The following is a 26,590-nucleotide window of genomic DNA, read 5'->3' on the forward strand; positions in this document are numbered from 1 at the left end:
GATATGATGAGAGTCGCCATTTTTACCGATACTTTTACGCCACAAGTTAACGGGGTTGCGAAAACGTTAGAGCGATTAACACAATATTTTCAGAAAGAACAGATCGCCTATTCTGTTTTCGCCCCTCAGCATACAGCTGAAGATAATTTTGTAGCGAATGTGAATAAGATGAGAAGTATCCCGTTAACAATATTATATCCAGAATGTCGTTTTTCTTTTCCTACTCCGCGCATTAAACGGGAACTACTTTCCTTTAAACCTGACATTATTCACATTGCCACACCTTTCAACATGGGACTTTGTGGATTGTATTATGCAAAAAAGTTAAACATCCCAGTTGTCGGTTCTTATCATACTGATTTCGATGCCTATTTACGTTATTACAAAATCGAATTCCTCTCCAATATGCTGTGGAACTATTTAAAATGGTTTCATAGTCATATGCAAAAAAATTTTGTACCTTCCTTTGAAACATTACATCAATTAAAAAACAAAGGCTTTCAGACCCTCTCTATATGGGGACGTGGTGTAGATTGCACACTCTTTCATCCTGCTTACAATACAGACCTATTCCGAAAAAAATATAATATTACAGCGAAGTATGTCCTTTCCTATGTTGGACGAATTGCTCCTGAAAAAGATATTGATACGCTGCAACACCTTATCGTTAAAACAGCACATACTCGAAACGATATTCATTGGCTCATTGCAGGAGATGGTCCTCTAGCAACAAGTTTACGTGAAGCTGTTCCGAAAACAAATATCACTTTTACTGGCTATTTACAAAGTGCAGATTTAGCTGAAGCATATGCTTGTTCTAACATAATGGTGTTTCCATCAGCTACTGAAACATTCGGAAATGTCGTACTTGAATCACTCGCATGCGGTACACCTGTCATTGGTGCAAATAGTGGCGGGGTTAAAAATATTATTACAGATGGAAAAACGGGAGTTCTTTGTCCGCCTAAAAATGAAGATGCATTTCTATCATCCATTTATTTTTTATTACAAAATGCAGAAAAACTTGAGCAGATGGGAATAGCAGCTTCATCTTTTGCGAAATCAAAGAGCTGGGATGAGATCTTTCGTGGCTTGCTTAACCAATATGAAGAAGTCCTTCAGCATAACGCATCAGAGTTGCTTGCTTAAATAGAAAAACTCCCTTCAAAAAACGAAGGGAGTTTATTACATGGTCATAAATTTTAGTTTAATAAATGATACATAAGGTTAAGCATTGTTTTATTTCTATATTAATTATACCAAAAATAAACATAACTAAACAGACTTGTAATAAAAACCCATAAAAATTAATATATGGTTATACAGTATTTTAACTGTATAATGATTTTAAAAATTCCCTTTAAAATCAACTTACTCACATACCTTTATACAGCAATTGTTCCCCAATTCTGTATATCAAAAAACCTTTCATTCATTTGAAAGGTCTTTTTGAGCCTGCACATATTCTTCTTTCGTATTTACATTTATAAACCAATCCGCATTCGCTTGTACATCTTCTCCAGAAACATATTTCACATTACATTGTGATAAAAGCTGGCCCACACTTCTTTTTTCTTCCTGAAGTAAAGCATAAATCTTTTCTTTCACGCGGTTGTGATACGCTGCAAGTAACGGTTGTTTTCTTCCATTAATAATAGGTACAACCGCATCATATTCATTGCTCGTTTGCTCTAATAAAATGGTAAACCATTCATGCGAAACATTTGGCGCATCGCAAGGCATAATAGCGTACCAATCTGCTTCTATGTATTCCATACCTGATACAATGCCGGCCAGCGGTCCATTCCCTTTATAGTGCGGGATATCCTCTATAACAGGAACTTGTACGAATTGCTCTACTCGCTCTTTTATATCAGTACGGCTAATTACTACAATGTCTTGCAAAGTATTTCCCATCACTTTCACAATATGCTCAACAAAAGTAGTTCCCTTCCAAATTGCTAACGCTTTCGGCTCACCAAACCTACTCGACATACCACCCGCTAATACAATCCCAGCACACTTACTCATTGGCGATGCAGCTCAAATGTAATATGGCCTAATTCCGGTAAAATTAATTTATTCATCGCAAGTCGAACCGCTCCGCTAGACCCTGGCATCGAGAAGACTACTTTGCGCCCAATTGTACCACCAATCGCTCTACTTAACATTGCGCTGCTTCCGATATCTTCTAAATAACTAATCATACGGAACAGCTCACCAAATCCAACAATTTCTTTATCTAATAACGCTGATACTGCTTCAATTGTGACATCGCGTTTCGTAATACCAGTACCGCCATTTGTTAATACAACATCTACATCTTCCTTATGATAACCAGCTAACACTGCTTGCTGAATACTTTCTTTATCATCTTTTACAATTTCATAAGAAGTTACTTTATGTCCTGCTTCTTTTAACAATTCATGTAATAGTTGTCCGCTCTTATCTGTTTCTTCCGTACGTGTATCGGAAATCGTAACAATCTTGCAACGCACTTCTTTTGGAGCTTGTTTTTTATGTTCAGTTACACTCATTTTTTATCTTTCCTTTCTTAAAGACTTTTCTTCATTTTATCATACATACCTTTACACAATTATGCATGAAACCAATCATGCGCCATGATACAATATAAGTATGCTAACCCACAAAAAGGAAAGTGCACTTTCTTATACTCCTAGACTACACATCTTTAGCTACTCTTTATATTTTCTACATAATAGAATTCAATTTTAAAACTTGTACTAAAAAATAAATTGGAGGTCTACATAGTATGGAACTTTATAAAAAATTAACAACAACATTTATCCTCTTATTCATCGCTTCAATCACTGTCGGCTTTTCCTTAAAAGGTGCAATTCCATACGCTACATTAGTAAGTATTATATTCGCGACACTATTTTTACTAAGTAGTGCCTTTTGCGCAAGTAAAGCACGTCAAATGAAAGGTTGATTACATATGTTCAAAAAGAAATCAATCTTTTGTAAATCATGTAAAACAGAAATACAAACGTATGAAAAAGCGTGGATTCATATGCCCATTCCGGCGAATGGCATGACGAATATGAAAAAGTATATTGAATTAGAAGGACAAATTTATTGTAGTTCGTGTGTTGAGATAATGAACAAAAACCAATAAATACAAAAGGGGTGTTTACATTGTTTGAATCAAACCGTATCCAGTTACGAAAGTTTTCCGAAGATGATATTCTAACATATTATAAATGGCATAATGATGTAGACGTTATGAGTTCAACTACACTCACTCTTGATAAATATTCCTTTCAAGACACAGAAAAACTTTGCCAGCAATTTATTCATTCTTCGAACTCTAAGAGCTATATCATTGAAGAAAAAGCTACGCATCTTCCAATTGGTATTACTTCTTTAATTCATATTGATTCGTATAATCGAAACGCTGAATGCATTATTGATATTGGTAAAAAGGATTACTGGGGGCAAGGTTATGGGCAGGAAGCTTTAACCCTATTATTGGATTATGCATTTTTAGAATTAAATTTACATCGCCTTTCTTTACGAGTATTTTCTTTTAACGATAGAGCAGTTAAATTATATAAATCACTTGGTTTTCAACATGAAGGAACTTGTAAAGAAGCTATATTCCGCAACGGCACTTGGCATGACATTGAACTCTTCGCTTTATTCCAACGTAATTATAAATAAAAAAAGCTTTGCGCTCACCGCGCAAAGCTTTTTTTCATATATTATAGACCAGCTTGCTCTTTTAAAGCTGCAGCTTTGTCTGTACGTTCCCATGATAGATCTACATCAGTACGTCCGAAGTGGCCGTAAGCTGCTGTTTGTTTGTAAATTGGGCGACGTAAGTCTAGCATTTTAATAATACCAGCTGGGCGAAGATCGAAGTTGTTACGAACTAGTTCTACTAGTACGTCTTCAGATACTTTACCAGTGCCGAATGTATCAACTGAAATTGATACTGGTTGTGCTACACCGATTGCGTATGCAAGTTGTACTTCTGCTTTTTCAGCAAGACCAGCTGCTACGATGTTTTTCGCAACATAACGAGCTGCATATGCTGCAGAACGGTCAACTTTCGTTGCATCTTTACCAGAGAATGCACCGCCACCGTGGCGAGCGTATCCACCATAAGTATCAACGATGATTTTACGTCCTGTTAAACCAGCATCACCTTGTGGTCCACCAATTACGAAGCGGCCAGTTGGATTAATGAAGAATTTCGTTTCTCCATCCATTAATTCTGCTGGTACTACAGCTTTAATTACGTGCTCTTTTAAATCGCGATCGATTTCTTCCCATGTAACATCTGGGTGATGTTGTGTAGAAATTACGATAGTATCAACACGTACTGGTTTACCATTTTCATCATACTCAACTGTAACTTGCGTTTTTCCATCTGGACGTAAGTATGATAATGTATCATCTTTACGTACTTCAGTTAAACGGCGAGCTAATTTGTGAGCAAGCGAGATTGGAAGTGGCATTAATTCTTGTGTTTCATTACATGCAAAACCAAACATTAAACCTTGGTCTCCTGCACCAATCGCCTCAATCTCAGCGTCAGTCATTTGACCTTCGCGTGCTTCTAGCGCTTGGTCAACACCCATAGCGATGTCAGCGGACTGCTCATCGATAGATGTTAAAACAGCACAAGTTTCTGCATCGAATCCGTATTTTGCGCGTGTGTAACCAATGCCTTGAATTGTTTCACGAACGATTTTCGGAATATCTACGTAAGTAGAAGTCGTAATTTCCCCCGCTACCAATACTAAACCAGTTGTTACAGTTGTTTCACAAGCTACACGTGCATTTGCGTCTTTTGATAAGATCGCATCTAAAATTGAATCAGAAATTTGGTCACAAATTTTATCTGGATGTCCTTCAGTTACAGACTCAGATGTGAACAGATGACGTTTTTTTGTCATGTGGTAAACCTCCCTACAGTAATTGTATATATTGTACGGAACTCATCCTTAATTTGCCACAAACTGCGACATACATTTATTCTCCCACACAAGCATACAGAAAAACCTTTCCTACTTTACATAGAGGAAAGGTTTAATTTGCTACTTGCATACTGCTTTTTGCCCTTCGCTCTTATCGTTCGAGACCTGTAGCCTCGCACAGGTTTTAGCACCTATTCACCTGCATTTATCAATACAAGTGAGGTTGCTGGGCTTCATCGGGCCTGTCCCTCCGCCAGCTCGGGATAAGAGAGTATCCGTCCCAACCTATACTAAAGAAATGCTATTCATTTGTCAATTAATATTCACATTTTCCTGAAAGTTTTTCTCAATACGCCTGAAATGAAATATTAATAGGGAAATAATGCATTCACACAAACAAAAAGAAATAAATAGTATACATTATTTATATAATTGTGTTATACTCTTGTTGGGGATTACGAGAAATATTTCATTAAATGAAAAGGATGGTATATAAATATGAGTACTGTGAATGTCCAAATTGGTTTACACGAATTATTGAACGGAAGCAATGCACAGATTCAACTAAGTGTTCCGCAATTAGTGGAAAAAGTATTAATGCGAAATGAAGGGAAATTAACTTCTACTGGTGCCGTTTCTGCTTCAACAGGAAAATATACAGGACGTTCTCCTAAAGATAAATTTATTGTGAAAGAAGCATCGGTTGCTGACAAAATTGCTTGGGGAGCTGTGAACCAACCGATTTCTGAAGAACATTTTAATAAATTATATACTAAAGTTTTAGAATACTTAAAAGAAAAAGAAGAGTTATTCGTCTTCAAAGGATTTGCAGGCGCTGACCGCAATTACCGCCTACCAATTCAAGTTATTAACGAATATGCATGGCACAATTTATTTGTACATCAATTATTCATTCGTCCAACTGAAGAAGAATTAACGACTCATGAATCAGAGTTCACAATTGTTTCTGCACCGAATTTCAAAGCTGATCCAGCTGTTGACGGTACAAACTCCGAAGCATTCATTATGGTTTCATTCGAAAAACGAATCGTATTAATTGGTGGTACAGAATACGCTGGAGAAATGAAAAAATCAATCTTCTCTATTATGAACTTCTTATTACCTGAACAAGATATTCTTTCTATGCATTGTTCTGCAAACGTAGGTGAAGAAGGCGATGTAGCATTATTCTTCGGTTTATCTGGAACAGGTAAAACAACATTATCTGCTGATCCAAACCGTAAATTAATTGGTGATGATGAGCACGGTTGGTCTGATAACGGTGTATTCAATATTGAAGGCGGTTGCTACGCGAAATGTGTAAACCTTTCTCACGAGAAAGAACCACAAATTTTCGATGCAATCACATTTGGATCTGTTTTAGAAAACGTTATCATTAATGACCAAACGCGTATCGCAGACTATAACGATACTACTTTAACAGAAAATACTCGTGCTGCATACCCTATGCATGCGATCGACAATATCGTACTGCCAAGTGTTGCTGGACACCCAAATACAATCATTTTCTTAACTGCTGATGCATCTGGCGTATTGCCTCCAATCAGTAAGTTATCAAAAGAACAAGCTATGTATCATTTCTTAAGTGGTTACACTAGTAAACTAGCAGGAACAGAGCGCGGTGTTACATCTCCGCAAGCAACATTCTCAACTTGCTTCGGTTCACCATTCTTACCACTTGATGCATCTCGCTATGCTGAAATGCTTGGTGAAAAAATTGAGAAACACGATGCGAAAGTATTCTTAGTAAACACTGGCTGGACTGGTGGCGAATACGGCGTTGGTAAACGTATGAACTTAGGTTACACTCGTGCAATGATTCAAGCTGCATTAAACGGTGAACTTGCGAAAACTGAAACAGCTAAACATGACATCTTCGGTCTTGAAGTTCCACTTCACGTACCAGGTGTACCTGACGAAGTGTTAATGCCTGAACAAACTTGGGCTGATAAAGCTGCTTACAAAGCAAAAGCAATCGAACTTGCAAATGAATTCAAAGCTAACTTCAAAAAGTTCGACAGCGTATCTGAAGACATTATTAACTTAGGCGGTCCAATCGCTTAAATTAAAACTTTCTGTTGAAATAACCCTTTACTCATATGAATAAGTGTCGTGTAACCGTAAAGTTTCGCGTACTCACCGACAAAACCCAATGCGGCTTAACGGTTTATACACACTTACATAAAAAAGAAGCTTACGTGAAAACGTAAGCTTCTTTCTATATCTTCTCTCTTCATCTATGACTTACCTCGATAAATTACAGAAAATTCATTTTATAATCATTCGTTTTCATTTTTTTTATGATACAATTTACATATACAGGAAAGGGTGAGACTTATGAAAAATTTTTCTCGTACAGGAAAAGTTTTATTCGGTTACGGAGCGATCCAACTATTTTGGGGACTTGTGATGCTTAACGTTAATTTATTTCAACATACAAGTGAAACGATAAAATATATTATTCTAATTACCGGAATAATTTGTTGTATTATATCCAACTTTTTTAAAGAACCTCAAAGTCATACTAATACGTAATTTCATGTTAACTTAATGGAAGCGGAAACCTGCATTTTATGCAAAGTTACACTTCCTGTTGTAATATCATCACTTATCCCAGAATAAACCGATTTTCACATAGCCAAATTATGGATTCGGATATATAAATTATATCCCTACTCGCTACATCTCTCTGTTTTCACACCACATGGGGCCAAAAAAGTCCCCGACCGCTTCTATCCGTGGCTGGATCATCTATTCCATCTAAAAAGAAGTCTTTTATCTTTTTTAGCTCTTTGTTAGTTCTTTCTCATCTTTCATGCTATAGTATCCTAAATTAACAACGATTAAGAAATAACCACCCATAATCCCTACTGCAAATGCCCACATAACCATGTGGTGCTCAATTTCGTACATAATAATAGCACCCAAAATGGCAGCTGCAAAACGGTTAAACATACCGAGTGTCGGTGCTTTCGTCTTCTTTACAATACTATCTCCAAGCTTCTCAATTCTTCTCCCTAAAAGCCAAACGCAATACATACTTACAATAAGCCCAATTCCAGCACCTAAAAAGTGTGCTGAAAACGGTGTTAACATCCATCCTAGTAACAAAATACCTAGTATATAATACGATTGGATTTTAAATGATCTTAGTGACATACTAATCATGCTGTACCTCTCTTCATTCGTTCTTATCTATCCAACAAAAAATTTCTTTCAAATTCATATTCCTTACATCTATTTCACTCAAATTAAAAACAACATAAACAGTATGTTTATGTTGTTTAAATATTTTTAGGAAATAATATTATACAAGATTTCAAACATCATATCCTCATATTTTGTGACGGTTTTTCAAACTTTTTTCGTCCATTTATGAAAAAAATGATATCAATCTATGAACATACGGATATGATGTAATAAGCACACAAATAAAGGGGGCGTCTAATGATTTATTTTTTAATGGCTCTCATTCACATCATTATCCCTGCACTTATTGGACTTTCATTGTATTGGTACACGAAAAACCATAGCATTTTTTACGCTGTCCTCGGTGTTCTTCTTCCAGGTATTATTCTTATTACACTCTTCCGTATTCCATTTTTAAACTTAATTCCACTTATTACTGCTATCTTATTTCTCATCTTCTTACCAAAAATAAAAAAATAGGAAAGCAGATCATAGGTGATCTGTTTTCCTATTTTGATATAGGTTCCCCTGCAATAGAATGAACTTTTACTTTCTCCGATTTCACAAACCATAGACCAACAAAAATGATAATTCCACCGATGATTTGTTGAAACGATACATATTCATTTGCCCAGACAGCTGCAAATAGAACCGCTACAAGCGGCGTTATATACATATATACCATCGTATGTGACGCCCCAATTTTTTGAACACCAACATACCACATTACTAGACCAAATACTGTTACAAAGAAAATAGAATATAGTAAAGCAAATAGTGTCATTTCGTGAGTAATGTGAAATGGCATGACAAACACATGTGGACCACTTAACAATAATAGCGGAATCGCACCGACTAATGCAGACCATGCTGTAACACGTAATGCTGAATATTTTTTAATTAATGGTCCTGCTAAAACAGGATAAAGTCCCCAGCATATTGATGTAATAAGTCCAATTCCATTGCCATAAAAAGAACTAGTAAGCGAATGTCCTGCTACTAAAACTAATGCTGCACCAACAAAGGCAGTCATAGAACCGATTAACTTTCGAGAAGAAAACTTTTCTTGTTTCAAGAAAATCGCAAATGCAGTTGTAAAAATAGGTGAAATAGAAATGAGTAAAGAGGCATTTGTAGCAGATGTATATTTGACAGTTTCCATAAATAACGTTTGATACAGTACAATACCTACAATGCTAACGATAATTAATCTAGGTATATCCTTTCGCTCCATATAAACCGACTTCTCAATAAAAAAGGTAAGGAGTAACAGAAGCGGTGCCGCCGCCATCATGCGAAGTGCAGTAAACTCAATTGCTGTAAATTCTAAAAGTCCATACTTCGCAATTGTATAGTTAATCCCCCAAATAATAACAACACTCAAAATTAACAACTCAATTCCCCATCTTCTCATGCGTATCCCCTCCGCAAAGAAGATTATACAGAAAATTCAATTATATGTACATTTCATTATGTGAAAAAATCTTTTTATTATATGAAACGTTTTGGTAAATGAAATTATATCGACGATTTTCTGAATATATCGGCGCAACTCCATTTATATCGGCGATTTTCTGAATATATCAGCGCAACTCCATTTATATCGGCGATTTCCCAAATATATCGACTTATCGACAAAAATCGACAATAATAGCGACTTATAAAATAAAAAAGGTGATTCCAAAATACATTTTGGAATCACCTTTCCTTTACTATATTCGAACGTGTAACTTCATATTTGGATTATAAAACTGGCTTGGGCTCTTTAACTGAAAAGTTCCTCCACCTTCATGCCAATCAACAGTTAACTTATCATCCATAAATACAAGCTTTGTACGATCAGCGATAAAGTTCATTGTGCTTGATTCAATATCCACATCGCGCTCATCTTTCTCTGCTACAGCTACTAAATCGATAATTCCGCTCATAACACAACCGCAACCTTCATTATCGTAAAATAACTTTATATATTTCGCTTCACTTGGAATCGTATCCATAATCTTTTTATATGCTGCTTCTGTTACAGTAACGTACATACGTTAATCTTCATCCTCTCTTCTCTTATCATTCATATATTGTATCACCATTTTTCTTAAAAGTTATATACAGAAAATTAAGACTAATATACAATGTATGTGATAAAGTTTCAGCAATCGAGCTTTTATGAATAGTTCATGCAGAAGAAAGGAGGTTTACTATCCGTGTTCAAACTACAACGATATCCTATGTTATTAGGGTCTATTGGGTAGTTTCTTCATTTCTAGCGGAATACTGTTACAGCATGTACTTCCCTATTCTCATTCTATCGGCTGGATTCTAGGTTTTATTTGTTACCTATCCGCTTCTTATTTTACTACGAAGAATACAAACAACTCATAAAGCAAGAATCATCTTAAGGAGGATTATCAAACATGCCAGCCTTAAAAAAAATAGAGCAATCACTCAATCACTTATTCCAAATTGAAAAATACGGAAAAGATAGTGCCTTTAGTCGATTTATCCCAGCCGTATATGATCCTATCAAATTTCCTTGGCAACAATTTTTCGACGCAAATTTTGTAGATTTATTTAACGGCCTTATGATGCACGGATCTGAAAATGTAAACAAAGTATTTTTAGCTGTATTCCCTACAGATGACGTTCTTGAAACATTCATTTCACAATCCACATCTGGTGATTTACTCTTTATGCACCATCCCCTTGTAATGGAGTGTGGTGATCCGCTTGGAAGATCAGGTCGCGGTTTCATACCAATTCCTGAAAAATATTTGCAAGGAATAAAAGAAAAACAACTTTCTATATATACATGTCACGTACCAATGGATTTTCATCAAACGCATGGAACGAGTATTTCAATTGCAAAAGCATTAAACGCTACTGTAGTGGACGACTTTGCATATGGAGGTCCAGAACAAGAACCAATTGGCCTTATTTGTGAAATAGATGAAACATCAACAGAAGCACTCCAAAAACATCTAAAACAACTCTTCCAGATTCCTTACACAGACTTCGAAGGTAAACGACATGATTCCATTAAAAAAATCGCAATTATCGCTGGGTGTGGCGATGTTGTATCTTTAATGAAGGAAGCAGAAGAAAAAGGTGCTGAAGCATATATTACAGGAGAAATCCATTGCCATATCGACAATGATTACGGCCGACATAAATACTCGCTCATTATGGATTATGTAAAAGAAACGAATATGTCTCTAATTGGTGTGTCACACTCTGCCTCTGAATATTTAGTGAAAGAGACATTGATGTATGATTGGTTTAAAGAAAATTTTGATGTGGATGTTATTTTGCTTCCGCAGGAGAAATGGTGGCTCTAACGCTATCATTTTTTAAATTTATATACACAATACAATCGCCCACAGAAAAATAGAGAAATGTGAAAGCACCACCTGTACCAACGTAAATGCTTTCGTTGTGCCGGAAAACGAACCTACTGGTAGCACCGAGTTTACTGGTGCTACCAGTATTACAGCATGAATATATATTCTATTTTTCTAATCACTGACATATAACAATTCATTTCATAAAAAAAGACCCGAGATTCGGGTCAACAAATAGAAATATAAATGAACTACAACAAATAACAGACAAAGCCATTATATATTTTTCATAGTAAAACATCCATTATTTTCTTTTTACACTATCAATATATTATTTTTCGTTATAGTCCTCTTTTTTAGAACGTCTACCTAAGAAGAACACAAAAACATTACTTCCAAATAAGTGATGTTTTTTCTATTTAATGCAGTGGTAACATAACCTCAACCGTTGTTCCAACCCCAACTTCACTTTCAAAACTCATTTTACCATTGTGGTCTTTAATAATTTTTTCTGTAACTACTAAACCTAGACCAGTTCCTGTTTCTTTCGTTGTATAAAAGGCTTCATTTAACTTTGGAATTTTATCTTTCGGAATACCACATCCCTCATCTTTCACTTGAACGATGATTCCATCTTTTACAGTAACTTTAATCGTAATTGTTCCCCCAACTGACATTGCTTCAATTGCATTTTTGATTAAATTAAAAAAGACCTGTTTTAATCGTTTTTCATCACATGTAATGGACGGTAAGTCTTTACTGTAAATACCTTGTATGTGGACTCCTTGTTTTAAAGCAGGCTTTTCCATAACTCGAATAACATAAGAGATAATTTCTTGTATGTTATGAGTTTCTGATTCTAGTGATTTAGATTTCTCAAATCCACTAAGTTCTGTAGCAATTATATGAATCCGATCTACTTCTTGTTTCATAATATCACTATAAATTTTATCCTCTGGATGCTTGTCTGCCTGTTTATTCACAAGTTTTTTTAAGTTTGCTAAAGGTCTTCTAATCTTATAACCAATAACCGTTGCCATTTTTCCAACAGCTGCTAGTTTTTCTGTCTGTTTTATTTCTTTGTCCATCATCTCAAGCGTACGAACGTAAGACTGAACCCTCAAAAATATAATCCAACATATAATAGTAAATACACTATATAATGCCATTGGGATTAAAACGAGAGAAGATTGAATAATGATTCCTGTAAGAGCGTACTTCCCGACAAGTATCGCTGGAACTAACCAGAAATATCTTTTGTTCACAAAGATTGGTGCGAACAAAATAAAAAATACTTCTACTATATTTCCACCGTCAAATTCCGCATCGCTACCATAATAAATCATAATGTTATGGATACAATCTAATACATTATAGCCAATTAGAATAATATACTTTACCACAAAAACATTCTTCCATTTCATAAAGTATATTCCAATGCAAAACAATACTACCGTCAAAAGGTAAAGCCATAAACCTAAACCATCTTCAAACTTTCCTACGCCTTCTTGCTCTCCCGCGATTAAAGGTACGATAAATTCATAGGCAAGATCATACACAAAAAATATAATAAAAAATAAACTTAAAAATACTTTCAATGCCTTTATTTCTTCATTTTTAAATATATAGCCTTTATTCATATGGTAACTCCTAGCTTTTCTTCCACTTGGATTTCAGTATTTCCACACTTCCTTGGGAGAATGATGTCTATTCTCGTTCCAGTATCTCTTTCACTTGAAATATGCAGCTCACCAAGGTGCTCGGCGACAATTCGATTCGCTACCGTAAGTCCCAGACCAGTTTTATCTTGTTTCGTTGTATAAAAGGCTTCTGTAACACGGGTTAAGTTTTCTTGCTTAATACCATGACCATTATCGATTACGCTGATTATTACATATTCTTTCCCTTTATTCTCTAATTGTAAATGTAATATGCCACCTTGTTCCATTGCCTCTAAAGCATTTTTTATCGTATATAAAAAGACTCCTCTTATTTTTCGTTCATCACATTCAACTTCTATTGTTTTTTCTTCCACATTAGAAATAAACTGCACGTTTAATTCATTCATTTTTCCGCGAAGACTTGTTATTACTTGTAATACAATTTTTCCTACATCATGTTTCTTATAAATAGAAGGTTTGCATGTAGCAACTTCCATCAACTCACTTATCATATTATTCATATTTTCTATTTCAAAAATCATACGTTTATAAATAGGATCCTCTTCATGCTTCTCTCGTTGTAATTGCGTAAATCCTTTTAATGAAGCCAGTGGATTTTTAATTTCATGTCCAACAGTCGCTGCCATTTTTCCGATTACTGCTAATTTTTGTGATTCACTAGCAATCGCAATACTTTCCTTTACAGCTGAAAGATATTGTAAAAATCGATTTAAAATGATATATGCAGCTATTAACATAAGCGTACACATAATAAGGAACATAAATGCTTTTATTTCCTCTAATACAAATAAATAAATTAAATATTTTCCTAAAATAGAGGAAAGCAAAAACACATAAAATTTTTTATTTAAAAATATGGGTACAAAGAAAATGAGAATAATTTCTATTATATTTGTCGCATCAAACGCCGCCTTATTATAAAAAATATACGAAACTATATTAGCGATTTCTATCCCTATGTATGCAAATATCCATGCATATTTAACAAGGTTTGCCTTCTCTTTTTTCAGTAAATATATATTCACGCATAGTATTGCTACTCCGCAAATAACTTGCCATATTATGTTGTATCCCTTATCCATTATTGATTTATCTTCTAATACGATTGCATAGAAAATTTGATATACAATAACAATGACATATAACACCCATAAAAGGATTTTTGCATTCCTTTCTTCTTCTTTATATGATAGAAAACTTTCTTTCACTTCAACACCCCTTCAAAATAACATCTCAAAGAATACCATTTATTATAATAAATGATTTTCATAGACAAACAAAGATAAATCGAACATTTGAGGAAAATCATCCCAACGATGCAATACCTTCATGCTATATACAAGCATAAAAAATGTAAACAATAATACGTATATTATGGGAGGTGTTTTTTATGGATGGCAAAAAAATAAAAAGACCGAACAACTCCAATCTTTCATGCGTGAAAATGAAGGAAAAGAGATGAAAACTCTTTAACTGCCAGTGATCGTTTCCGAACGATTAGGCATAGTGCAGGGAAATGATACTTTCTTAACAGGCTCACCACTCCTTTATGATGGATTACTTCTTATCGGCGGAAAGATGGAGGATCATTCTCTTAACAAAGCAAGTTCATTTTTCGTAGAATCATATAATCGCTTTAAGCCGATTGGCTCCTTCCAAAACTGCTCTTCTATTATTCAATCTTTAAATATCGAAGGAAAACCTGGTTTTTTAATAGAATAAGACCCTACGCGACTAGCAAATGAATTTATTAAAGCTATAACAAAACAACGCTTTTGGGATAGAACATATTCATAGAATAGGGGGACATTTATGTTTGTTACTGTCGAGAAAGATGTGCATATTTTTGTGCAAGACGTTAATCCTGGTCCAGGTAGTAAGACTGTTTTCTTCGTTCACGGATGGCCTTTAAATCATCAAATGTATCAATATCAACTCAATGTTTTACCAGAGCATGGCTTTCGCTGTATTGCCATGGATATACGAGGGAATGGGCAATCTGATAAGCCATGGACTGGTTACACGTATGATCGATTAGCCGATGATATCGCAATTGTTCTGGAAGCACTTCAAGTAGAGAACGCTACATTAGTCGGTTTCTCAGTTGGTGGTGCTCTTTCTATTCGCTATATGTCTCGCTATAATGGGCGCCGCATTTCTAAGCTCGCATTAATTGACGCTGTCTCCCCCTCTTTCGTTAAAAATCAAGAGTCCCCTTACGGTGTACCGAAAGAACAAGCAGATGCTCTCATTAATCAAATGTATGCTAATTTACCAAAATTTTTAAATGACGTATCTTTATCCTTTTTCAATAGAAACTTAGGGGCTGCAACCCTTGAATGGTTTTCTTATCTCGGTATGCAGTCCGCTTCTTATGCCCTTATCAAAATTTTACAAGCAGCTGCAAATGAAGATGTAACGAAAGATTTAAATGAAATTAACGTCCCAACAAAAATCTTCCACGGCGTTCACGACCAACTAATTCCTTACAAAAGTGCTGAACTTACACAACAACGAATTAAAAATTCTCAGTTACATGCTCTTACAAATAGTGGTCATGGTTCACCAATCGATCAAGCGGATGAATTAAATAAAGAACTGATAAAATTTTTACAAACATAACAACTGCAATATAAGAATGAAAGTTAACATAATCGTTTTTATAAAACATAAAATTCACACATTTCTCACAAATACACGAATAAAACGATTACATTTTCATATATACTAAATGTACAAGTAATACTCCCTAAACCCAGCTTGTCTGGTTACCCCGTTAAATACTATGAAAAAAGAACTTGTATCGTTATACAAGTTCTTTTTGTTTCTTTTATTTAAAGAGGATATCTTTACTATATTGATTTCCAACGAGTAAATCATATTGAAGCATTTTATATTGCTCTAACATTTCGTTTTGTTTCTTTGTTAAATCATTGATTACTTCTCCATTTTTATCAACTTTTAATTCATCTCTAAGCACTGGTATTTCCTTGTAAAGTTCCGATAAAAATTGATAAAATAAGGATTTATTTAATCCTGCATAATCAAAAATAAGATTAGAAAAATGAATTGGGCTTACTAAACCTATATTATCATTTGGCATATCAAAGTTTGCATACATTAATAGCGGCGTTTGCGCCATCGCTAAACGTTCACTCGGTGTTTTTTCATTCGTTATATACCCGTTTTCTTTATAAAAAGATTTATTTGTTCCTAATGATGGAAGATGATCTCCAAAGAATACTAATAATGTAGGTCTATCTAAATTATCTAGTTGCTCTATTAAATATTGAAGTGCCTCATCTGAACGTCTTAATCCTTCTGTATACGTCTCTAATTCTCCTTTTGATTCTTCATTTTCTAGACCGCTAATTTCTATTAGGTTTTCACCAAATCGGCCTTCTGTAAATGGAAAATGATTTTGCATCGTAACTGCATGAATAAATGTTGGCTGTTTTTGTTCCTCTAACTCAGCAATTATCTCTTTACTCATCGCTAAATCACTAATATAATCTCCATCAATATCTACATTTTCCATCGTGTCCTCTGCATTAAACTTATCAAATCCTAACACCTTATATACATCGTCACGTTTAAAGAATGTGCGACCAAATGAATGAATTGCACTTGTATAATAACCTTCTTTTTTCAACGCCGTAGGGATTGATGGAACTTCTTTCTTATTTGTAATAACCTGCTGATATGGTATAGAACCTGGCTTTAACAAACTCATTGAATAACTTGTTAATGCCTCAAATTCAACGTTCGCTGTATTTCCCCCAAATGTAGGAGAAATAGTTTGTCCCCCAGGAAAGTTTTCTATATAATGATGCAAATTTGGTACAGGATCTTCACTAAAAGAAAGGTTGGTTACTTTCGTCGGATCCCAAAACGATTCACTCATTACAAAAATAATATTCGGTTTCTCTTTTTTCTTTTGATTCCCTATATTTCCACTATATTGTTTTTTTATATCGTTTGCTATTTGAAGCATATTTTCTTTAGAATAATTTTTTGGTTTTTCCATAACTGTTGTATCTAAATTGCTAATAAACCCAAGTACAAAACCATTTGAAGCGTAGTTCTCATTTTGATTCCACAAAACAAAATCTACACCTGATTTTTGAAATACTTTATTCATAAATGTATTCGCAAAATTACCGTACGCATATAGAACAAAAATAGATCCTACTACTAATAAGGCTCTTATTCCTAGATGAATCTTTACATTTTGAATATACCTTCTCATATATATCCCTGCTACAATACAAGCTACGATACTTACGATAATGACAAAAATATAACTCCAACTAAAATAGTCCATCACCATCGGTATAACAGATTGCATATGCGTAATTTGTGTGAAATCAGAAGGATATAATGGATCACCTCTGAAAATAAGCTTCAAATAATTCACAATACATAAAATGACTAACGTACAGCTCGTTAAAACCATACTTAGAAAAACCTTACCTATTAAATTATATACAAGAATATATATTGCATAAATTACTACAAAACTTAATATAAACTGCATATTATAAAAGTAAATCCAATTCATTGCCTCTATGAAACTCATATTAACTTGCATGACAATATAAAATAACGCTACTGTATGAGCTAATAAAAGTAATATAAAATGCACTCGCAGGGATGCTCTAAGTATAGACATCTCTTTTTTATTGAAATGCGTAATATAAAACGTTATGCCCCATATGAAAATCATCATAACACTTAAAACAAGCTTTTGATTTAAATGATCTTTCATCATGTCTAAATTAAAAACCTTTAAAATCATAAACAGCATAGTTATTACTAATAAAGTCACCATACTACTTATAATGCTAGAAATTAATATATTTCTTTTTGGAAGATGAAAAAGTGTAGAACCATACTTCAATTCATTCCCTCGTTTCTATGTCTTAATTTCCCCCGCATCGAAAGAACTATTTCTATTAAAATAACATATATTACATATTTCGTCTGCATACTTGCTTCTACTATAAATGTATTGTCTTAATATTCCCTTAATCAACAGTTAAATTGTGGTATACAAATTACTCATTCTTGAAAAACTTAATTTCAGCATTCCACTTTATGATATAATAACTATGTTTTGGAAATCCTTAATACTATTAAAGATTTCACATAAAAATACGAAAGAATTAATAAAAAAGGAGTTGCTCATTTTTGCTTACTAAGTTTAAGAGTTTGCCTAAAGCGGTATATGCAATTTTGGCGCTTTCTTTCCTGTTGCACGTTTTTTGTTTAGTAAAACAGCCAGGATTAGATGGAGAGTTAGTCAAAGTAACATATGGTGCAAATGATGCCTTTAACTATTCGTTAACAGCTGAACAACTATTAAAACATGGTGTATTTGGTTATGTGTATTTAGAACCTAGTGAAGTTCCAGGGAAAAATGCATATATTACACCAGGTCAGCCATTACTATTAGCTGGCGCTATGATTATTTCTGATATTACATCAATTCCTTACTATTACGTAGCAACTGTTATTAACATGATCATGAACCTTTGCACAGTGCTATTAGTATTCTTAATAGGAAAAGAATTGTTCGAAAAAAACATTTATGGAATTGTTGCAAGTATTTTATATGCTATTTATCCAAGTAACTATACATACTTCCGTACATTGCTAACAGAAGTTCCATCCATATTCTTATTGGCGTTATGTGTATATGTATTTGTTCTCGCATGGAAATACAATAAAGTGAAATTCCATATATGGTTTGGAATTGTCGTTTCAATTTTACTTATGTTCCGTCCAAATCCAGCTCCAATGATGCTTATTCCTGTTCTTGTTGTGTTATTTACATATGGATTTAAAGAATCCATTCGAATCGGATTGTTATGGTTTATCGGACCTTTCTTTATTATTGGCGCATGGGTTGTTCGTAACTACTTAGCACTCAACCAATTTATTTTATTCTCAACCCAAGGTGCAGATCCACTAATTGCCGGTGCAGATCCATTTAATAAAATTGGATATGAAAATATAGTAAATGAAATGAGAGCTAAAGGCTTAGATGACAAAGGTGCATACGCAAAAGAATTAATTAAGAACGGATTTAAGACGGACTTCACTTATTGGTTCTCTTGGTTCACTGTCGGTAAAACAATTGAATTATTCAAAACAGCTCCTGCTGTAGACCAATATCGTATTCACAACTTTATGCAACTATGTCATAGAGTGTTTATCATCGGTACATTCTTGAGCAGCTTCTGCTTCATGCTAAATTCATTTAAACATAAACGCGTTATGATGCTAGTAGCAAGTTCAATTATTTACATTATCTTCTCAAACTTATTCTTAGCAATTAATCGCTATGGATTTTTCATTAATCCTCTTATGTGCTTAATTCTTGCATACGGATTAATTCACATTGTGCAGAAGCTTCCATTCTTCCGCACTAATCAAGCATAATAAGAAAGAGGTCGTCCACCGTTGGACGACCTCTTTCTTATTCCCCCACACTTTACACACGGCCAATTTGTCCATTCTGTAATCACACTTTAATTCCGTATGTATGTGTGTCTGTATTTGTCAAAATATCTTTCACAACACCACTCACTGTTTTACGTATAAATGCAAGTTTTTTACAACTATTACTATAACGAAAAGAGAAAATGATTAGTATGTGTATTATATAAAAGGAAGCAGCCATATTTTCCATACGATACATACGAGCACTATAACTACAAAATCAAAAAAATCTAATCTCGGTCCTTTTTTCATATTCATATGTAGCCACATATGAAACCATTTTATTTTTGTATATTTATAGATGTTTTTCTTTGTAAATCGGTAAATAAGCATTTGCATAATAAAAAATCCGGCCACAAAAATAAATAATAAGATGAGAAATCCAATCACAAAATTCCTCCTATTTTTGTAGCGTTTTTTCTACTATCCGATTTTTCAAAACCCACTCTTCAAACTGGGCACTTCCAAATTCCCAACTAAGATCGCGAGCATGTACAGAAAAAACGTAATAACCGGCATATTCGTCCATAAACCTACCTAACTCTACATCGTCTTTCTGAATACCGTATACTCCAAAATTAAAATACACATCCCATACGTCTTCATTCTTCCTCTTATAAGCAATCGATTCCATATCACATTCTGTCCCGAAATAATCAAGATGTAAATGTACGCTATCATCGTATTCGTACTCCATTTTATCACCCCTTATATTTGTACTTCTTTACCACCCAAAAAATTCCTGCTATCTACACTCACATATGGGCACTTACCTACATATCATGCTTGTAGAGTGACTTCTAGGAGGTGTTATATAGTGAAAAAATTAATCGCGATTTTTTGCATCATGTTACTAGCTGTTTTTACTTTTGCTGCTTGTAGTAGTAAAAAAGAAAGTACGAAAGAACAAACTCAAAACATTCGCGTCGGCGAAGTTACCCATTCTCTCTTCTATGCCCCATTATATGTCGGGATTGAAAAAGGATTTTTTAAAGATGAAGGACTAAATATTGACCTACAAACAACAGCTGGTGGCGATAAAACGATGACCGCCCTATTATCTGGCGGAATTGATATTGCTCTCGTCGGTTCTGAAACGTCTATTTACGTTCATCAACAAGGAGCGAAAGATCCTGTCATTAACTTTGCACAGCTTACACAAACAGATGGGACATTTTTAGTTTCACGTAAAAAACTAGACTCTTTTAATTGGAATGACGTAAAAGGTGTTACATTTTTAGGACAGCGTAAAGGCGGCATGCCGCAAATGGTTGGGGAATACGTTTTAAAGAAAAATGGCATCGATCCTCGGAAAGATACAAACTTAATTCAAAATATCGAATTTGCTAATATTGCAAATGCCTTTGCATCTGGTACAGGAGAGTTTGTGCAGCTCTTTGAACCGACTGCAAGCATATTCGAAAAAGAAGGTAAAGGTTATATCGTCGCTTCATTCGGAAATGAATCTGGTACTGTTCCTTATACAACGTTCATGGCAAAAGAAAGTTTCTTAAAGAAAGATAAAGCTGCTGCTGAAAAGTTCACACGTGCGCTCTATAAAGCACAGCAATGGGTTGATACACATAGTCCAGAAGAGATTGCTGCTGCTGTTTCTCCGCTATTTAAAGACACTTCGAAAGACATTACAGTAAAAGTAATTGAACGGTATAAAAAACAACATTCTTATGCGACAAATCCACTACTAGATGCGGAAGAATGGAAACAGCTCCAAACGATTATGAAAGACGCTGGTGAATTACAAAAAGAAGTCCCACATGAAGCGCTCGTCAATACAAAAATTGCCGAAAGCGTTATTAAGAAATAGAGGCGAAGTGTATGAGTTTTTTACAAATACGTAACGTTTCTCACTGTTTTTTCGCAAAAGAGAATGCCAAACTTGTTCTTGAAGATATGAGCTTACAAGTGGAAGAAGGCGAATTTATTTCTATACTCGGCCCAAGTGGTTGCGGTAAAACAACGCTCCTCTCAATCATTGCTGGACTACTTGATCCAATTGATGGTATCGTCTTTTTAGATGGTGAACCAATTACAACGAAAACTTCATCTATGGGATATATGTTGCAGCAAGATTACTTATTCCCGTGGAAAACGATTGAAGAAAATATTATGCTTGGACTTCATATTCGAAAGATTTATGATGAACAGATGAAAGAACATACTTTAAATCTTTTAAAACAAGTCGGTCTACATGGGATAGAAGGACAATATCCTAGTGAACTATCCGGCGGTATGCGTCAACGTGCTGCTCTCGTTCGAACGTTAGCAACTGATCCGAAAATTTTATTACTAGATGAACCATTCTCCGCACTCGATTATCAAACGAAATTAAAACTAGAAGAACTCGTTTTCAACTTACTAAATAAATATAAGAAAACATCACTACTTGTTACTCACGATATTGAAGAGGCGATTGCGATGAGTGATCGTATTTATTTACTTCAAGCGAATCCTGGAAAAATCGCAAAAACCTTTATCGTCCCGGAAAGTATCCGTTCTTTATCACCGTTAGAAGCACGCCATCACTACGATTTCCCAGCCCTCTTTCAAGATATATGGAAGGAGCTGGAACGACTTGGATAATATAAAACAACTACATGAACAATTTCGAAAGAAAGAACGCAGGCGTGCTTGGATTGCTCGCTCATTACAGCTTTTACTACTTATTCTTTTCTTTGCACTATGGGAAATAGCTAGCAAAAAAGAATGGATCGATCCTTTACTCTTTAGTTCTCCTTCGAGTATTTGGGACCTCTTCTTAACGAAATGGATCGACGGTTCACTTTGGGCCCACATATGGACGACATTGCTGGAAACAGGAGTAGGCTTCATTCTCGGAACGGTACTCGGTGCTATTATTGCCACGTTTCTTTGGTGGATGCCACTTCTAGCCCGCATACTTGATCCTTACCTCGTCGTTCTAAATGCAATGCCAAAAGTTGCACTCGGTCCAATCATCATCGTTATTTTCGGTCCAAACATTTCATCTTCTATCGCAATGGGAGTAATCATTTCCATCATCATTACCATTCTCGTTATTTACAGTGCATTTCAAGAAGTCGATTCTAACTATATAAAAGTGATGGACACATTTGGCGCAAATAAATGGCAATGTTATAAGCAAGTCGTTCTCCCTGCATCCTTTCCAGCAATTATCTCAACGTTAAAAGTAAATGTTGGTTTATCCTGGGTCGGTGTTATTTTCGGAGAACTTCTCGTTTCCAAACAAGGACTTGGCTACTTAATTAGCTACGGATTCCAAGTCTTTAACTTCACACTCGTCTTACTTAGCGTACTACTCACATGTGTTCTTGCAACTCTTATGTATGTATTTGTTGAGGCATTTGAAAAAATTCTAATTGGAAAAAGAAAAAGAAGCTGACTCAAAACAGTGCGCTATAGTCAGCTTCTTTCTTTTACCTTTTATCACACATTTTCGTTTCATTTGTAATGTTTCCATCCGCAACCGTAACTGTATGGAAACAGTCTTTCACACGTACTGTAACGACATTATCTTTTCGATCTATCACATGATAATCATTAAACTTTTCATTCAAAGCACTACGAATTTGCTCCCCTTCAAAAATCGGAAAACCGTGAGACATTACCCAAATGAGACCAGCAACAGCAAGAATCGTTTTCATACGTTTCATTACCTCCTCGAGAGTAAACTTATAGTCCCTACAACACGCGCATTATAATTGTGTCTAAATTGTGACATTTTTATACTAATTCTATTTTATACCGCAAGTTCCTTCTTCTTTTTAATAAAAATACAGAATTTTCAATTTTATCAACATAAAAAAACGCAAAGAATTAAAAATTCTTCACGCTTTTCTTTAACGAAACTATATCGAAAGCATAACTCACATTAGTCTCCACTTTGTTGTTCTATCGTTTTTGAAACATCATATAATCCCGACAGCACTTCCGCTCTCATTTTTACAAGCTCAGGGAACTGATAGAAGAAAGCAATTTTTTTATATTTTAACTCTGTTCCTTCTTTCACCTTTTTTGAATCTTGTAAAATGAACGCTGTAAATGTATCTGCGATATCCTCCGTTACATTTGTTGTTCCATACAGCGATACAAAATCATCATGCTTTTCTTTATAAAATTCAATTTGTGCCTCTTCACTTTCTTCTACTTTCTTTTCTGTCCACTCTTGCTCAATTGGTTTCCAAAATTCATTATAAAATTGGTTAATATACGAAGTTTTTCTCGCACATCCATTTTTCAAGAACACCGTGTTACATTTATTTCGATATGATGAAATGTCTTTCTCTTCATCAAACGCCTCTAAATATTTCCTATCCACTGGTACTTGTTTATGCCCAATCGTTAATACGTGAGCCGTTTCATGAATTAATGTTTTCATCACTTCATCTATATTCACCCCAGAATCGAGCACGTCTAAACTAAGCAACCAATCTCTCGGGTCATCCATACTTGGCATGACATGGGCAACAACGCCGTCATAACCATCCGTTATTAGATCAAACCCTGTTATATTCTCACGATATTTCACTGGAATGAGAGTGCGATACATGTCCCATAACGTTTCATGATACTCTCTATCTTGTCGCTGGCTTAACAAATCATCTTTTGCTACTTCGTCATCTGCAAAAACTTTATTCAATCTCTTACGATCCAATTTCTCAAAATAAGGATCTACAATTTCATCATCATCGATATAATAAGAAGCTAAAAAGAAGTAATTGTCATCCTCTTCTTTTTTCTGTTCCGCCTCTTTCATATTCATACTTTCATACTCTTCTATGTCATAATCCTCTACTTTTTCAAGTTCTGAAAGTCCCTCTATCTTTTTATATACTTTTTGTAATGTTTTATCTCCTATTTGCGTGCACTCTTCTTCTGTTTTACAAATTTCTTTTTCTTTCGTAACCTCGATAGCACTCTCGCATCCTGCAACTAAACTGCTTGCTATAATACAACATACTAACTTGCCATACAGTTTCTTCATACAATCCCCCATTATTCCATTCTACAAAATATCATAATCATTTTTTTGCGAATATGCGATAATTAATTATAAAAACTGCAAGGAGGCTTCCCATGATTCGTGCAATCTTATTCGACTTAGATGGAACACTATTAGATCGGCGCCAATCTTTAGAACAATTTATTTGTGAGCAATATAATCGCTTCGCCTCACATTTGAAGAGCATAGAGAAATCAGAGTATTGTTCTCGATTTCTTGAACTCGATAATAATGGCTATACGTGGAAGGATAAAGTATATGCTACTCTCCTTTCCGAATACAACATTACTACTTTAACGCAAGAGCAACTACTACACGACTATATTACAAACTTCCAACATCATTGTATTCCTTTCAAAAACACGCATGAACTACTTCAACAGTTAAAACAGCGAAACATTAAAATTGGTATTATTACAAATGGTTTTACTGAATTTCAGATGAGCAACCTTCGAGCACTACATATACATACGTATACAAACGCCATTCTCGTTTCGGAAGCTGAAGGAATTAAAAAACCTCATCCTGAAATTTTCGAACGTGCTTTGCAAAGACTAGATGTGAAGGCAGAAGAATGTCTTTATGTTGGAGATCATCCAGAAAACGATGTGCTTGGTTCTGAACAAGTAGGGATTCTTGGTGTTTGGAAAAAAGATTCGTTTTGGGGGAATTTTAAGCATTCACGTATCGTAGATGATTTGTTGGAGGTGCTTTCGTTTTTAGAGGTGGAGATAAAGTGAAACTTTAATCCGCCCCCACCTGAAAGAAATATATGCAAATAACCAATTCCAAACGACAAAGCAATTATTATAAAAAATAAAGAAAAGTTTAATTTAACCATCGAAACAGTAACAGTCGTTTCTTTTATCCATCTTTCCCCTCCTAAAATGTAAATATATCTTTACAAAATTGTATAATATACCCAAAATAATATAAAGATATATTTACATTTATTCTTACATACAAAAAAAGAAACCGGCTACTTTACTTCGTAAAACAGCCGATTTCTTCTATATGTTTCATCGTACGCGCTAATACGTCATCGCGCATTATAAAGCTAAATTTTCTATTCGTTTTAATGTTGTCAGGAATGTCTTTTAATAAAACAGACCCTTTCGTTTCTTCGTAATGCGTATGTTCTTCTACCGCACTAATTGTTGCAAAATAAATGTTTTTAATGATTATTTTGTCTTTTCCAGATACTTTGTATTGTCCTAAGTAAGTTAAATCAGAAACTATGCCGCCGGTTTCTTCATGAACCTCTCGAACTGCCGCTTCTTCCGGTGTTTCCCCTAGTTCTACTTTACCACCTGGAAATTCAAGACCGCGACGTAAATGATGCGTTAATAACCATTGATCCCCGTACCGGCATACAACCCAAACATGCTTTGGCTCAGGAGAAAATGGATAACGTTCAAACGATAATTGTACAGTGTTGTGGTAATAATCTTTAAATTTGTACATGCCATTACTCCCCTATTGATGGTTACAAGTTTTTCCTACCACAAATTGTAGCATATTCTCGCTTTTCTGCATAATATTATCCAATTACAATCCATTGATTATTCCCATTTGCGCGACTAATTCTTTCGTCTCATGATTTCCTAAATCATAAATCATTTTATATGCTTTTTGTAGTTGTTCATCATATCGGTCATTATTTGAATCGTGATGATACTCAACAAATGGAACGTGGGAGCGTACAAATGACCCTAAATCTTCTACATATGCTTGATCGAAGTGCTCTCTTAATTCCGTAATTTCTTCATCATTTGCGGAAATCTCAAAATTATAAGTATCCGCCGTCTTCACTTGTGAAATTTGACCGTTTCCTATTGATATATAATATGTTTTTTTCGTATCCATGTAATACCCTTCTTTCATCCTTTTAAT

Annotated in this window: 29 protein-coding genes, 3 pseudogenes and 1 riboswitch; of the genes and pseudogenes, 15 read left to right on the top strand and 17 right to left on the bottom strand. The window is 34.7% G+C overall.

Annotated features, from left to right (window positions below; genetic code table 11):
• Positions 1–6 precede the first annotated feature (6 nt).
• Complete coding sequence (locus EBQ15_RS04400; protein WP_001261603.1) at positions 7–1,149, top strand: glycosyltransferase family 4 protein; 1,143 nt, start codon at positions 7–9, stop codon at positions 1,147–1,149.
• Positions 1,150–1,428: 279 nt separating this feature from the next.
• Here the strand turns inward: EBQ15_RS04400 and EBQ15_RS04405 are convergent, their stop codons facing one another.
• The gene (locus EBQ15_RS04405; RefSeq protein WP_000030832.1) at positions 1,429–2,031 is read right to left on the bottom strand and encodes a molybdenum cofactor guanylyltransferase; all 603 of its coding nucleotides are present in this window, start codon (positions 2,029–2,031) and stop codon (positions 1,429–1,431) included.
• Entirely contained in the window at positions 2,028–2,537 is a 510-nt protein-coding gene (locus tag EBQ15_RS04410; RefSeq protein ID WP_000117124.1) for a MogA/MoaB family molybdenum cofactor biosynthesis protein, read from the bottom strand. The genes EBQ15_RS04405 and EBQ15_RS04410 overlap by 4 nt, the downstream gene beginning before the upstream one ends.
• A gap of 236 nt (positions 2,538–2,773) precedes the next feature.
• Between EBQ15_RS04410 and EBQ15_RS04415 the strand changes: the two genes are divergently transcribed.
• The 3 genes from EBQ15_RS04415 to EBQ15_RS04425 are packed head-to-tail and all read left to right on the top strand — an operon-like array spanning position 2,774 to position 3,684.
• Complete coding sequence (locus EBQ15_RS04415) at positions 2,774–2,953, top strand: hypothetical protein (protein ID WP_000424800.1); 180 nt, start codon at positions 2,774–2,776, stop codon at positions 2,951–2,953.
• A gap of 6 nt (positions 2,954–2,959) precedes the next feature.
• Positions 2,960–3,139: a hypothetical protein gene (locus EBQ15_RS04420; RefSeq protein WP_000473618.1), complete on the top strand. Its 180-nt coding sequence runs from the start codon at positions 2,960–2,962 to the stop codon at positions 3,137–3,139.
• Positions 3,140–3,159: 20 nt separating this feature from the next.
• Positions 3,160–3,684 carry a GNAT family N-acetyltransferase gene (locus tag EBQ15_RS04425; protein ID WP_000464130.1) on the top strand — a complete coding sequence of 175 codons (525 nt, stop codon included), beginning with the start codon at positions 3,160–3,162 and terminating at the stop codon, positions 3,682–3,684.
• Positions 3,685–3,725: 41 nt separating this feature from the next.
• On the opposite strand, the gene metK is transcribed toward EBQ15_RS04425, so the two are convergent.
• Positions 3,726–4,925: a methionine adenosyltransferase gene (gene metK, locus EBQ15_RS04430; protein WP_000163123.1), complete on the bottom strand. Its 1,200-nt coding sequence runs from the start codon at positions 4,923–4,925 to the stop codon at positions 3,726–3,728.
• 169 nt (positions 4,926–5,094) lie between these two features.
• A riboswitch (SAM riboswitch) is annotated at positions 5,095–5,216 on the bottom strand.
• A gap of 228 nt (positions 5,217–5,444) precedes the next feature.
• Between metK and pckA the strand changes: the two genes are divergently transcribed.
• Positions 5,445–7,031, top strand: a complete 1,587-nt coding sequence (gene pckA / locus EBQ15_RS04435) for a phosphoenolpyruvate carboxykinase (ATP) (protein WP_000108802.1) — start codon at positions 5,445–5,447, stop codon at positions 7,029–7,031.
• Positions 7,032–7,304: 273 nt separating this feature from the next.
• Positions 7,305–7,502, top strand: coding sequence for a hypothetical protein (locus EBQ15_RS04440; RefSeq protein WP_000788126.1), 198 nt, complete (start codon positions 7,305–7,307; stop codon positions 7,500–7,502).
• 249 nt (positions 7,503–7,751) lie between these two features.
• Here the strand turns inward: EBQ15_RS04440 and EBQ15_RS04445 are convergent, their stop codons facing one another.
• On the bottom strand, positions 7,752–8,135 hold the full coding sequence (locus tag EBQ15_RS04445; protein WP_000624926.1) for an ATP synthase subunit I: 384 nt from the start codon (positions 8,133–8,135) through the stop codon (positions 7,752–7,754).
• A gap of 279 nt (positions 8,136–8,414) precedes the next feature.
• Between EBQ15_RS04445 and EBQ15_RS04450 the strand changes: the two genes are divergently transcribed.
• Entirely contained in the window at positions 8,415–8,636 is a 222-nt protein-coding gene (locus EBQ15_RS04450) for a hypothetical protein (RefSeq protein ID WP_000639041.1), read from the top strand.
• 28 nt (positions 8,637–8,664) lie between these two features.
• Here the strand turns inward: EBQ15_RS04450 and EBQ15_RS04455 are convergent, their stop codons facing one another.
• Positions 8,665–9,570, bottom strand: coding sequence for a DMT family transporter (locus EBQ15_RS04455; protein ID WP_001255413.1), 906 nt, complete (start codon positions 9,568–9,570; stop codon positions 8,665–8,667).
• Between the two features lie 298 nt (positions 9,571–9,868).
• The gene (locus EBQ15_RS04460; protein ID WP_000289569.1) at positions 9,869–10,192 is read right to left on the bottom strand and encodes an iron-sulfur cluster biosynthesis family protein; all 324 of its coding nucleotides are present in this window, start codon (positions 10,190–10,192) and stop codon (positions 9,869–9,871) included.
• 375 nt (positions 10,193–10,567) lie between these two features.
• On the opposite strand from EBQ15_RS04460, the gene EBQ15_RS04465 reads away from it, so the two are divergent.
• A complete protein-coding gene (locus EBQ15_RS04465; protein ID WP_001111131.1) occupies positions 10,568–11,488 on the top strand; it encodes a Nif3-like dinuclear metal center hexameric protein in 921 nt (306 codons plus the stop codon).
• 422 nt (positions 11,489–11,910) lie between these two features.
• On the opposite strand, the gene EBQ15_RS04470 is transcribed toward EBQ15_RS04465, so the two are convergent.
• Both EBQ15_RS04470 and EBQ15_RS04475 read right to left on the bottom strand, forming a co-directional pair.
• Positions 11,911–13,131: an ATP-binding protein gene (locus tag EBQ15_RS04470; RefSeq protein WP_001032638.1), complete on the bottom strand. Its 1,221-nt coding sequence runs from the start codon at positions 13,129–13,131 to the stop codon at positions 11,911–11,913.
• Positions 13,128–14,381 carry an ATP-binding protein gene (locus tag EBQ15_RS04475; protein ID WP_000664887.1) on the bottom strand — a complete coding sequence of 418 codons (1,254 nt, stop codon included), beginning with the start codon at positions 14,379–14,381 and terminating at the stop codon, positions 13,128–13,130. The genes EBQ15_RS04470 and EBQ15_RS04475 overlap by 4 nt, the downstream gene beginning before the upstream one ends.
• Before the next feature lie 268 nt (positions 14,382–14,649).
• Between EBQ15_RS04475 and EBQ15_RS04485 the strand changes: the two are divergent.
• Positions 14,650–14,970 (top strand): annotated as a pseudogene (locus EBQ15_RS04485) (type 1 glutamine amidotransferase family protein); the annotation flags it as partial.
• A 15-nt stretch (positions 14,971–14,985) separates the two neighbouring features.
• Positions 14,986–15,795, top strand: a complete 810-nt coding sequence (locus tag EBQ15_RS04490; RefSeq protein ID WP_000498277.1) for an alpha/beta fold hydrolase — start codon at positions 14,986–14,988, stop codon at positions 15,793–15,795.
• Between the two features lie 208 nt (positions 15,796–16,003).
• On the opposite strand, the gene EBQ15_RS04495 is transcribed toward EBQ15_RS04490, so the two are convergent.
• Positions 16,004–18,073, bottom strand: coding sequence for an LTA synthase family protein (locus tag EBQ15_RS04495; protein ID WP_000873630.1), 2,070 nt, complete (start codon positions 18,071–18,073; stop codon positions 16,004–16,006).
• A 290-nt stretch (positions 18,074–18,363) separates the two neighbouring features.
• On the opposite strand from EBQ15_RS04495, the gene EBQ15_RS04500 reads away from it, so the two are divergent.
• Entirely contained in the window at positions 18,364–19,617 is a 1,254-nt protein-coding gene (locus EBQ15_RS04500) for a glycosyltransferase family 39 protein (RefSeq protein ID WP_000956220.1), read from the top strand.
• 82 nt (positions 19,618–19,699) lie between these two features.
• On the opposite strand, the pseudogene EBQ15_RS31495 reads toward EBQ15_RS04500, so the two are convergent.
• From EBQ15_RS31495 to EBQ15_RS04515, 3 genes and pseudogenes are all read right to left on the bottom strand, one after another.
• Positions 19,700–19,771, bottom strand: a pseudogene (locus EBQ15_RS31495) (DUF2196 domain-containing protein); the annotation flags it as partial.
• A 65-nt stretch (positions 19,772–19,836) separates the two neighbouring features.
• A complete protein-coding gene (locus EBQ15_RS04510; protein ID WP_000578984.1) occupies positions 19,837–20,067 on the bottom strand; it encodes a hypothetical protein in 231 nt (76 codons plus the stop codon).
• A gap of 10 nt (positions 20,068–20,077) precedes the next feature.
• Positions 20,078–20,374: a DUF3986 family protein gene (locus tag EBQ15_RS04515; RefSeq protein ID WP_000455580.1), complete on the bottom strand. Its 297-nt coding sequence runs from the start codon at positions 20,372–20,374 to the stop codon at positions 20,078–20,080.
• Between the two features lie 120 nt (positions 20,375–20,494).
• On the opposite strand from EBQ15_RS04515, the gene EBQ15_RS04520 reads away from it, so the two are divergent.
• From EBQ15_RS04520 to EBQ15_RS04530, 3 genes are read left to right on the top strand one after another with little or no spacing between them, the layout of a single operon-like run.
• On the top strand, positions 20,495–21,502 hold the full coding sequence (locus EBQ15_RS04520; protein WP_000733149.1) for an ABC transporter substrate-binding protein: 1,008 nt from the start codon (positions 20,495–20,497) through the stop codon (positions 21,500–21,502).
• Positions 21,503–21,513: 11 nt separating this feature from the next.
• Entirely contained in the window at positions 21,514–22,278 is a 765-nt protein-coding gene (locus tag EBQ15_RS04525; RefSeq protein ID WP_000009060.1) for an ABC transporter ATP-binding protein, read from the top strand.
• The gene (locus EBQ15_RS04530; RefSeq protein WP_000368768.1) at positions 22,271–23,077 is read left to right on the top strand and encodes an ABC transporter permease; all 807 of its coding nucleotides are present in this window, start codon (positions 22,271–22,273) and stop codon (positions 23,075–23,077) included. Before EBQ15_RS04525 ends, EBQ15_RS04530 begins: the two co-directional genes overlap by 8 nt.
• Before the next feature lie 34 nt (positions 23,078–23,111).
• Here the strand turns inward: EBQ15_RS04530 and EBQ15_RS04535 are convergent, their stop codons facing one another.
• Positions 23,112–23,339 (bottom strand): hypothetical protein, encoded by a 228-nt coding sequence (locus tag EBQ15_RS04535; protein ID WP_000849112.1) that lies wholly within the window; start codon positions 23,337–23,339, stop codon positions 23,112–23,114.
• A 227-nt stretch (positions 23,340–23,566) separates the two neighbouring features.
• The gene (locus EBQ15_RS04540; protein WP_000737827.1) at positions 23,567–24,679 is read right to left on the bottom strand and encodes a hypothetical protein; all 1,113 of its coding nucleotides are present in this window, start codon (positions 24,677–24,679) and stop codon (positions 23,567–23,569) included.
• A 92-nt stretch (positions 24,680–24,771) separates the two neighbouring features.
• Here EBQ15_RS04540 and EBQ15_RS04545 point away from each other — a divergent pair, with 92 nt between their 5' ends.
• The gene (locus EBQ15_RS04545; protein WP_000617248.1) at positions 24,772–25,437 is read left to right on the top strand and encodes an HAD family hydrolase; all 666 of its coding nucleotides are present in this window, start codon (positions 24,772–24,774) and stop codon (positions 25,435–25,437) included.
• A gap of 14 nt (positions 25,438–25,451) precedes the next feature.
• Here the strand turns inward: EBQ15_RS04545 and EBQ15_RS04550 are convergent.
• The 3 genes and pseudogenes from EBQ15_RS04550 to EBQ15_RS04560 form a co-directional block, all read right to left on the bottom strand.
• Positions 25,452–25,538 (bottom strand): annotated as a pseudogene (locus tag EBQ15_RS04550) (DUF3267 domain-containing protein); the annotation flags it as partial.
• 143 nt (positions 25,539–25,681) lie between these two features.
• Positions 25,682–26,161, bottom strand: a complete 480-nt coding sequence (gene mutTA / locus EBQ15_RS04555; protein ID WP_000276385.1) for an antimutator 8-oxo-(dGTP/GTP)ase — start codon at positions 26,159–26,161, stop codon at positions 25,682–25,684.
• A gap of 84 nt (positions 26,162–26,245) precedes the next feature.
• A complete protein-coding gene (locus tag EBQ15_RS04560) occupies positions 26,246–26,563 on the bottom strand; it encodes a hypothetical protein (RefSeq protein WP_000379942.1) in 318 nt (105 codons plus the stop codon).
• Between the last annotated feature and the right edge of the window lie 27 nt (positions 26,564–26,590).

It is taken from the genome of Bacillus sp. 2D03 (assembly GCF_003946765.1).
In the GTDB taxonomy this organism is placed as follows: domain Bacteria; phylum Bacillota; class Bacilli; order Bacillales; family Bacillaceae_G; genus Bacillus_A; species Bacillus_A cereus.

What these genes read in the sequence shown, in the direction of transcription:
- EBQ15_RS04400 (WP_001261603.1), top strand. Translation starts at nt 7, where the DNA reads ATGAGAGTCGCCATTTTTACCGATACTTTTACGCCACAAGTTAACGGG.
- EBQ15_RS04405 (WP_000030832.1), bottom strand. Translation starts at nt 2,031, where the DNA reads ATGAGTAAGTGTGCTGGGATTGTATTAGCGGGTGGTATGTCGAGTAGG.
- EBQ15_RS04410 (WP_000117124.1), bottom strand. Translation starts at nt 2,537, where the DNA reads ATGAGTGTAACTGAACATAAAAAACAAGCTCCAAAAGAAGTGCGTTGC.
- EBQ15_RS04415 (WP_000424800.1), top strand. Translation starts at nt 2,774, where the DNA reads ATGGAACTTTATAAAAAATTAACAACAACATTTATCCTCTTATTCATC.
- EBQ15_RS04420 (WP_000473618.1), top strand. Translation starts at nt 2,960, where the DNA reads ATGTTCAAAAAGAAATCAATCTTTTGTAAATCATGTAAAACAGAAATA.
- metK (WP_000163123.1), bottom strand. Translation starts at nt 4,925, where the DNA reads ATGACAAAAAAACGTCATCTGTTCACATCTGAGTCTGTAACTGAAGGA.
- pckA (WP_000108802.1), top strand. Translation starts at nt 5,445, where the DNA reads ATGAGTACTGTGAATGTCCAAATTGGTTTACACGAATTATTGAACGGA.
- EBQ15_RS04440 (WP_000788126.1), top strand. Translation starts at nt 7,305, where the DNA reads ATGAAAAATTTTTCTCGTACAGGAAAAGTTTTATTCGGTTACGGAGCG.
- EBQ15_RS04445 (WP_000624926.1), bottom strand. Translation starts at nt 8,135, where the DNA reads ATGATTAGTATGTCACTAAGATCATTTAAAATCCAATCGTATTATATA.
- EBQ15_RS04450 (WP_000639041.1), top strand. Translation starts at nt 8,415, where the DNA reads ATGATTTATTTTTTAATGGCTCTCATTCACATCATTATCCCTGCACTT.
- EBQ15_RS04455 (WP_001255413.1), bottom strand. Translation starts at nt 9,570, where the DNA reads ATGAGAAGATGGGGAATTGAGTTGTTAATTTTGAGTGTTGTTATTATT.
- EBQ15_RS04460 (WP_000289569.1), bottom strand. Translation starts at nt 10,192, where the DNA reads ATGTACGTTACTGTAACAGAAGCAGCATATAAAAAGATTATGGATACG.
- EBQ15_RS04465 (WP_001111131.1), top strand. Translation starts at nt 10,568, where the DNA reads ATGCCAGCCTTAAAAAAAATAGAGCAATCACTCAATCACTTATTCCAA.
- EBQ15_RS04470 (WP_001032638.1), bottom strand. Translation starts at nt 13,131, where the DNA reads ATGAATAAAGGCTATATATTTAAAAATGAAGAAATAAAGGCATTGAAA.
- EBQ15_RS04490 (WP_000498277.1), top strand. Translation starts at nt 14,986, where the DNA reads ATGTTTGTTACTGTCGAGAAAGATGTGCATATTTTTGTGCAAGACGTT.
- EBQ15_RS04515 (WP_000455580.1), bottom strand. Translation starts at nt 20,374, where the DNA reads ATGGAGTACGAATACGATGATAGCGTACATTTACATCTTGATTATTTC.
- EBQ15_RS04525 (WP_000009060.1), top strand. Translation starts at nt 21,514, where the DNA reads ATGAGTTTTTTACAAATACGTAACGTTTCTCACTGTTTTTTCGCAAAA.
- EBQ15_RS04535 (WP_000849112.1), bottom strand. Translation starts at nt 23,339, where the DNA reads ATGAAAACGATTCTTGCTGTTGCTGGTCTCATTTGGGTAATGTCTCAC.
- EBQ15_RS04540 (WP_000737827.1), bottom strand. Translation starts at nt 24,679, where the DNA reads ATGAAGAAACTGTATGGCAAGTTAGTATGTTGTATTATAGCAAGCAGT.
- EBQ15_RS04545 (WP_000617248.1), top strand. Translation starts at nt 24,772, where the DNA reads ATGATTCGTGCAATCTTATTCGACTTAGATGGAACACTATTAGATCGG.
- mutTA (WP_000276385.1), bottom strand. Translation starts at nt 26,161, where the DNA reads ATGTACAAATTTAAAGATTATTACCACAACACTGTACAATTATCGTTT.
- EBQ15_RS04560 (WP_000379942.1), bottom strand. Translation starts at nt 26,563, where the DNA reads ATGGATACGAAAAAAACATATTATATATCAATAGGAAACGGTCAAATT.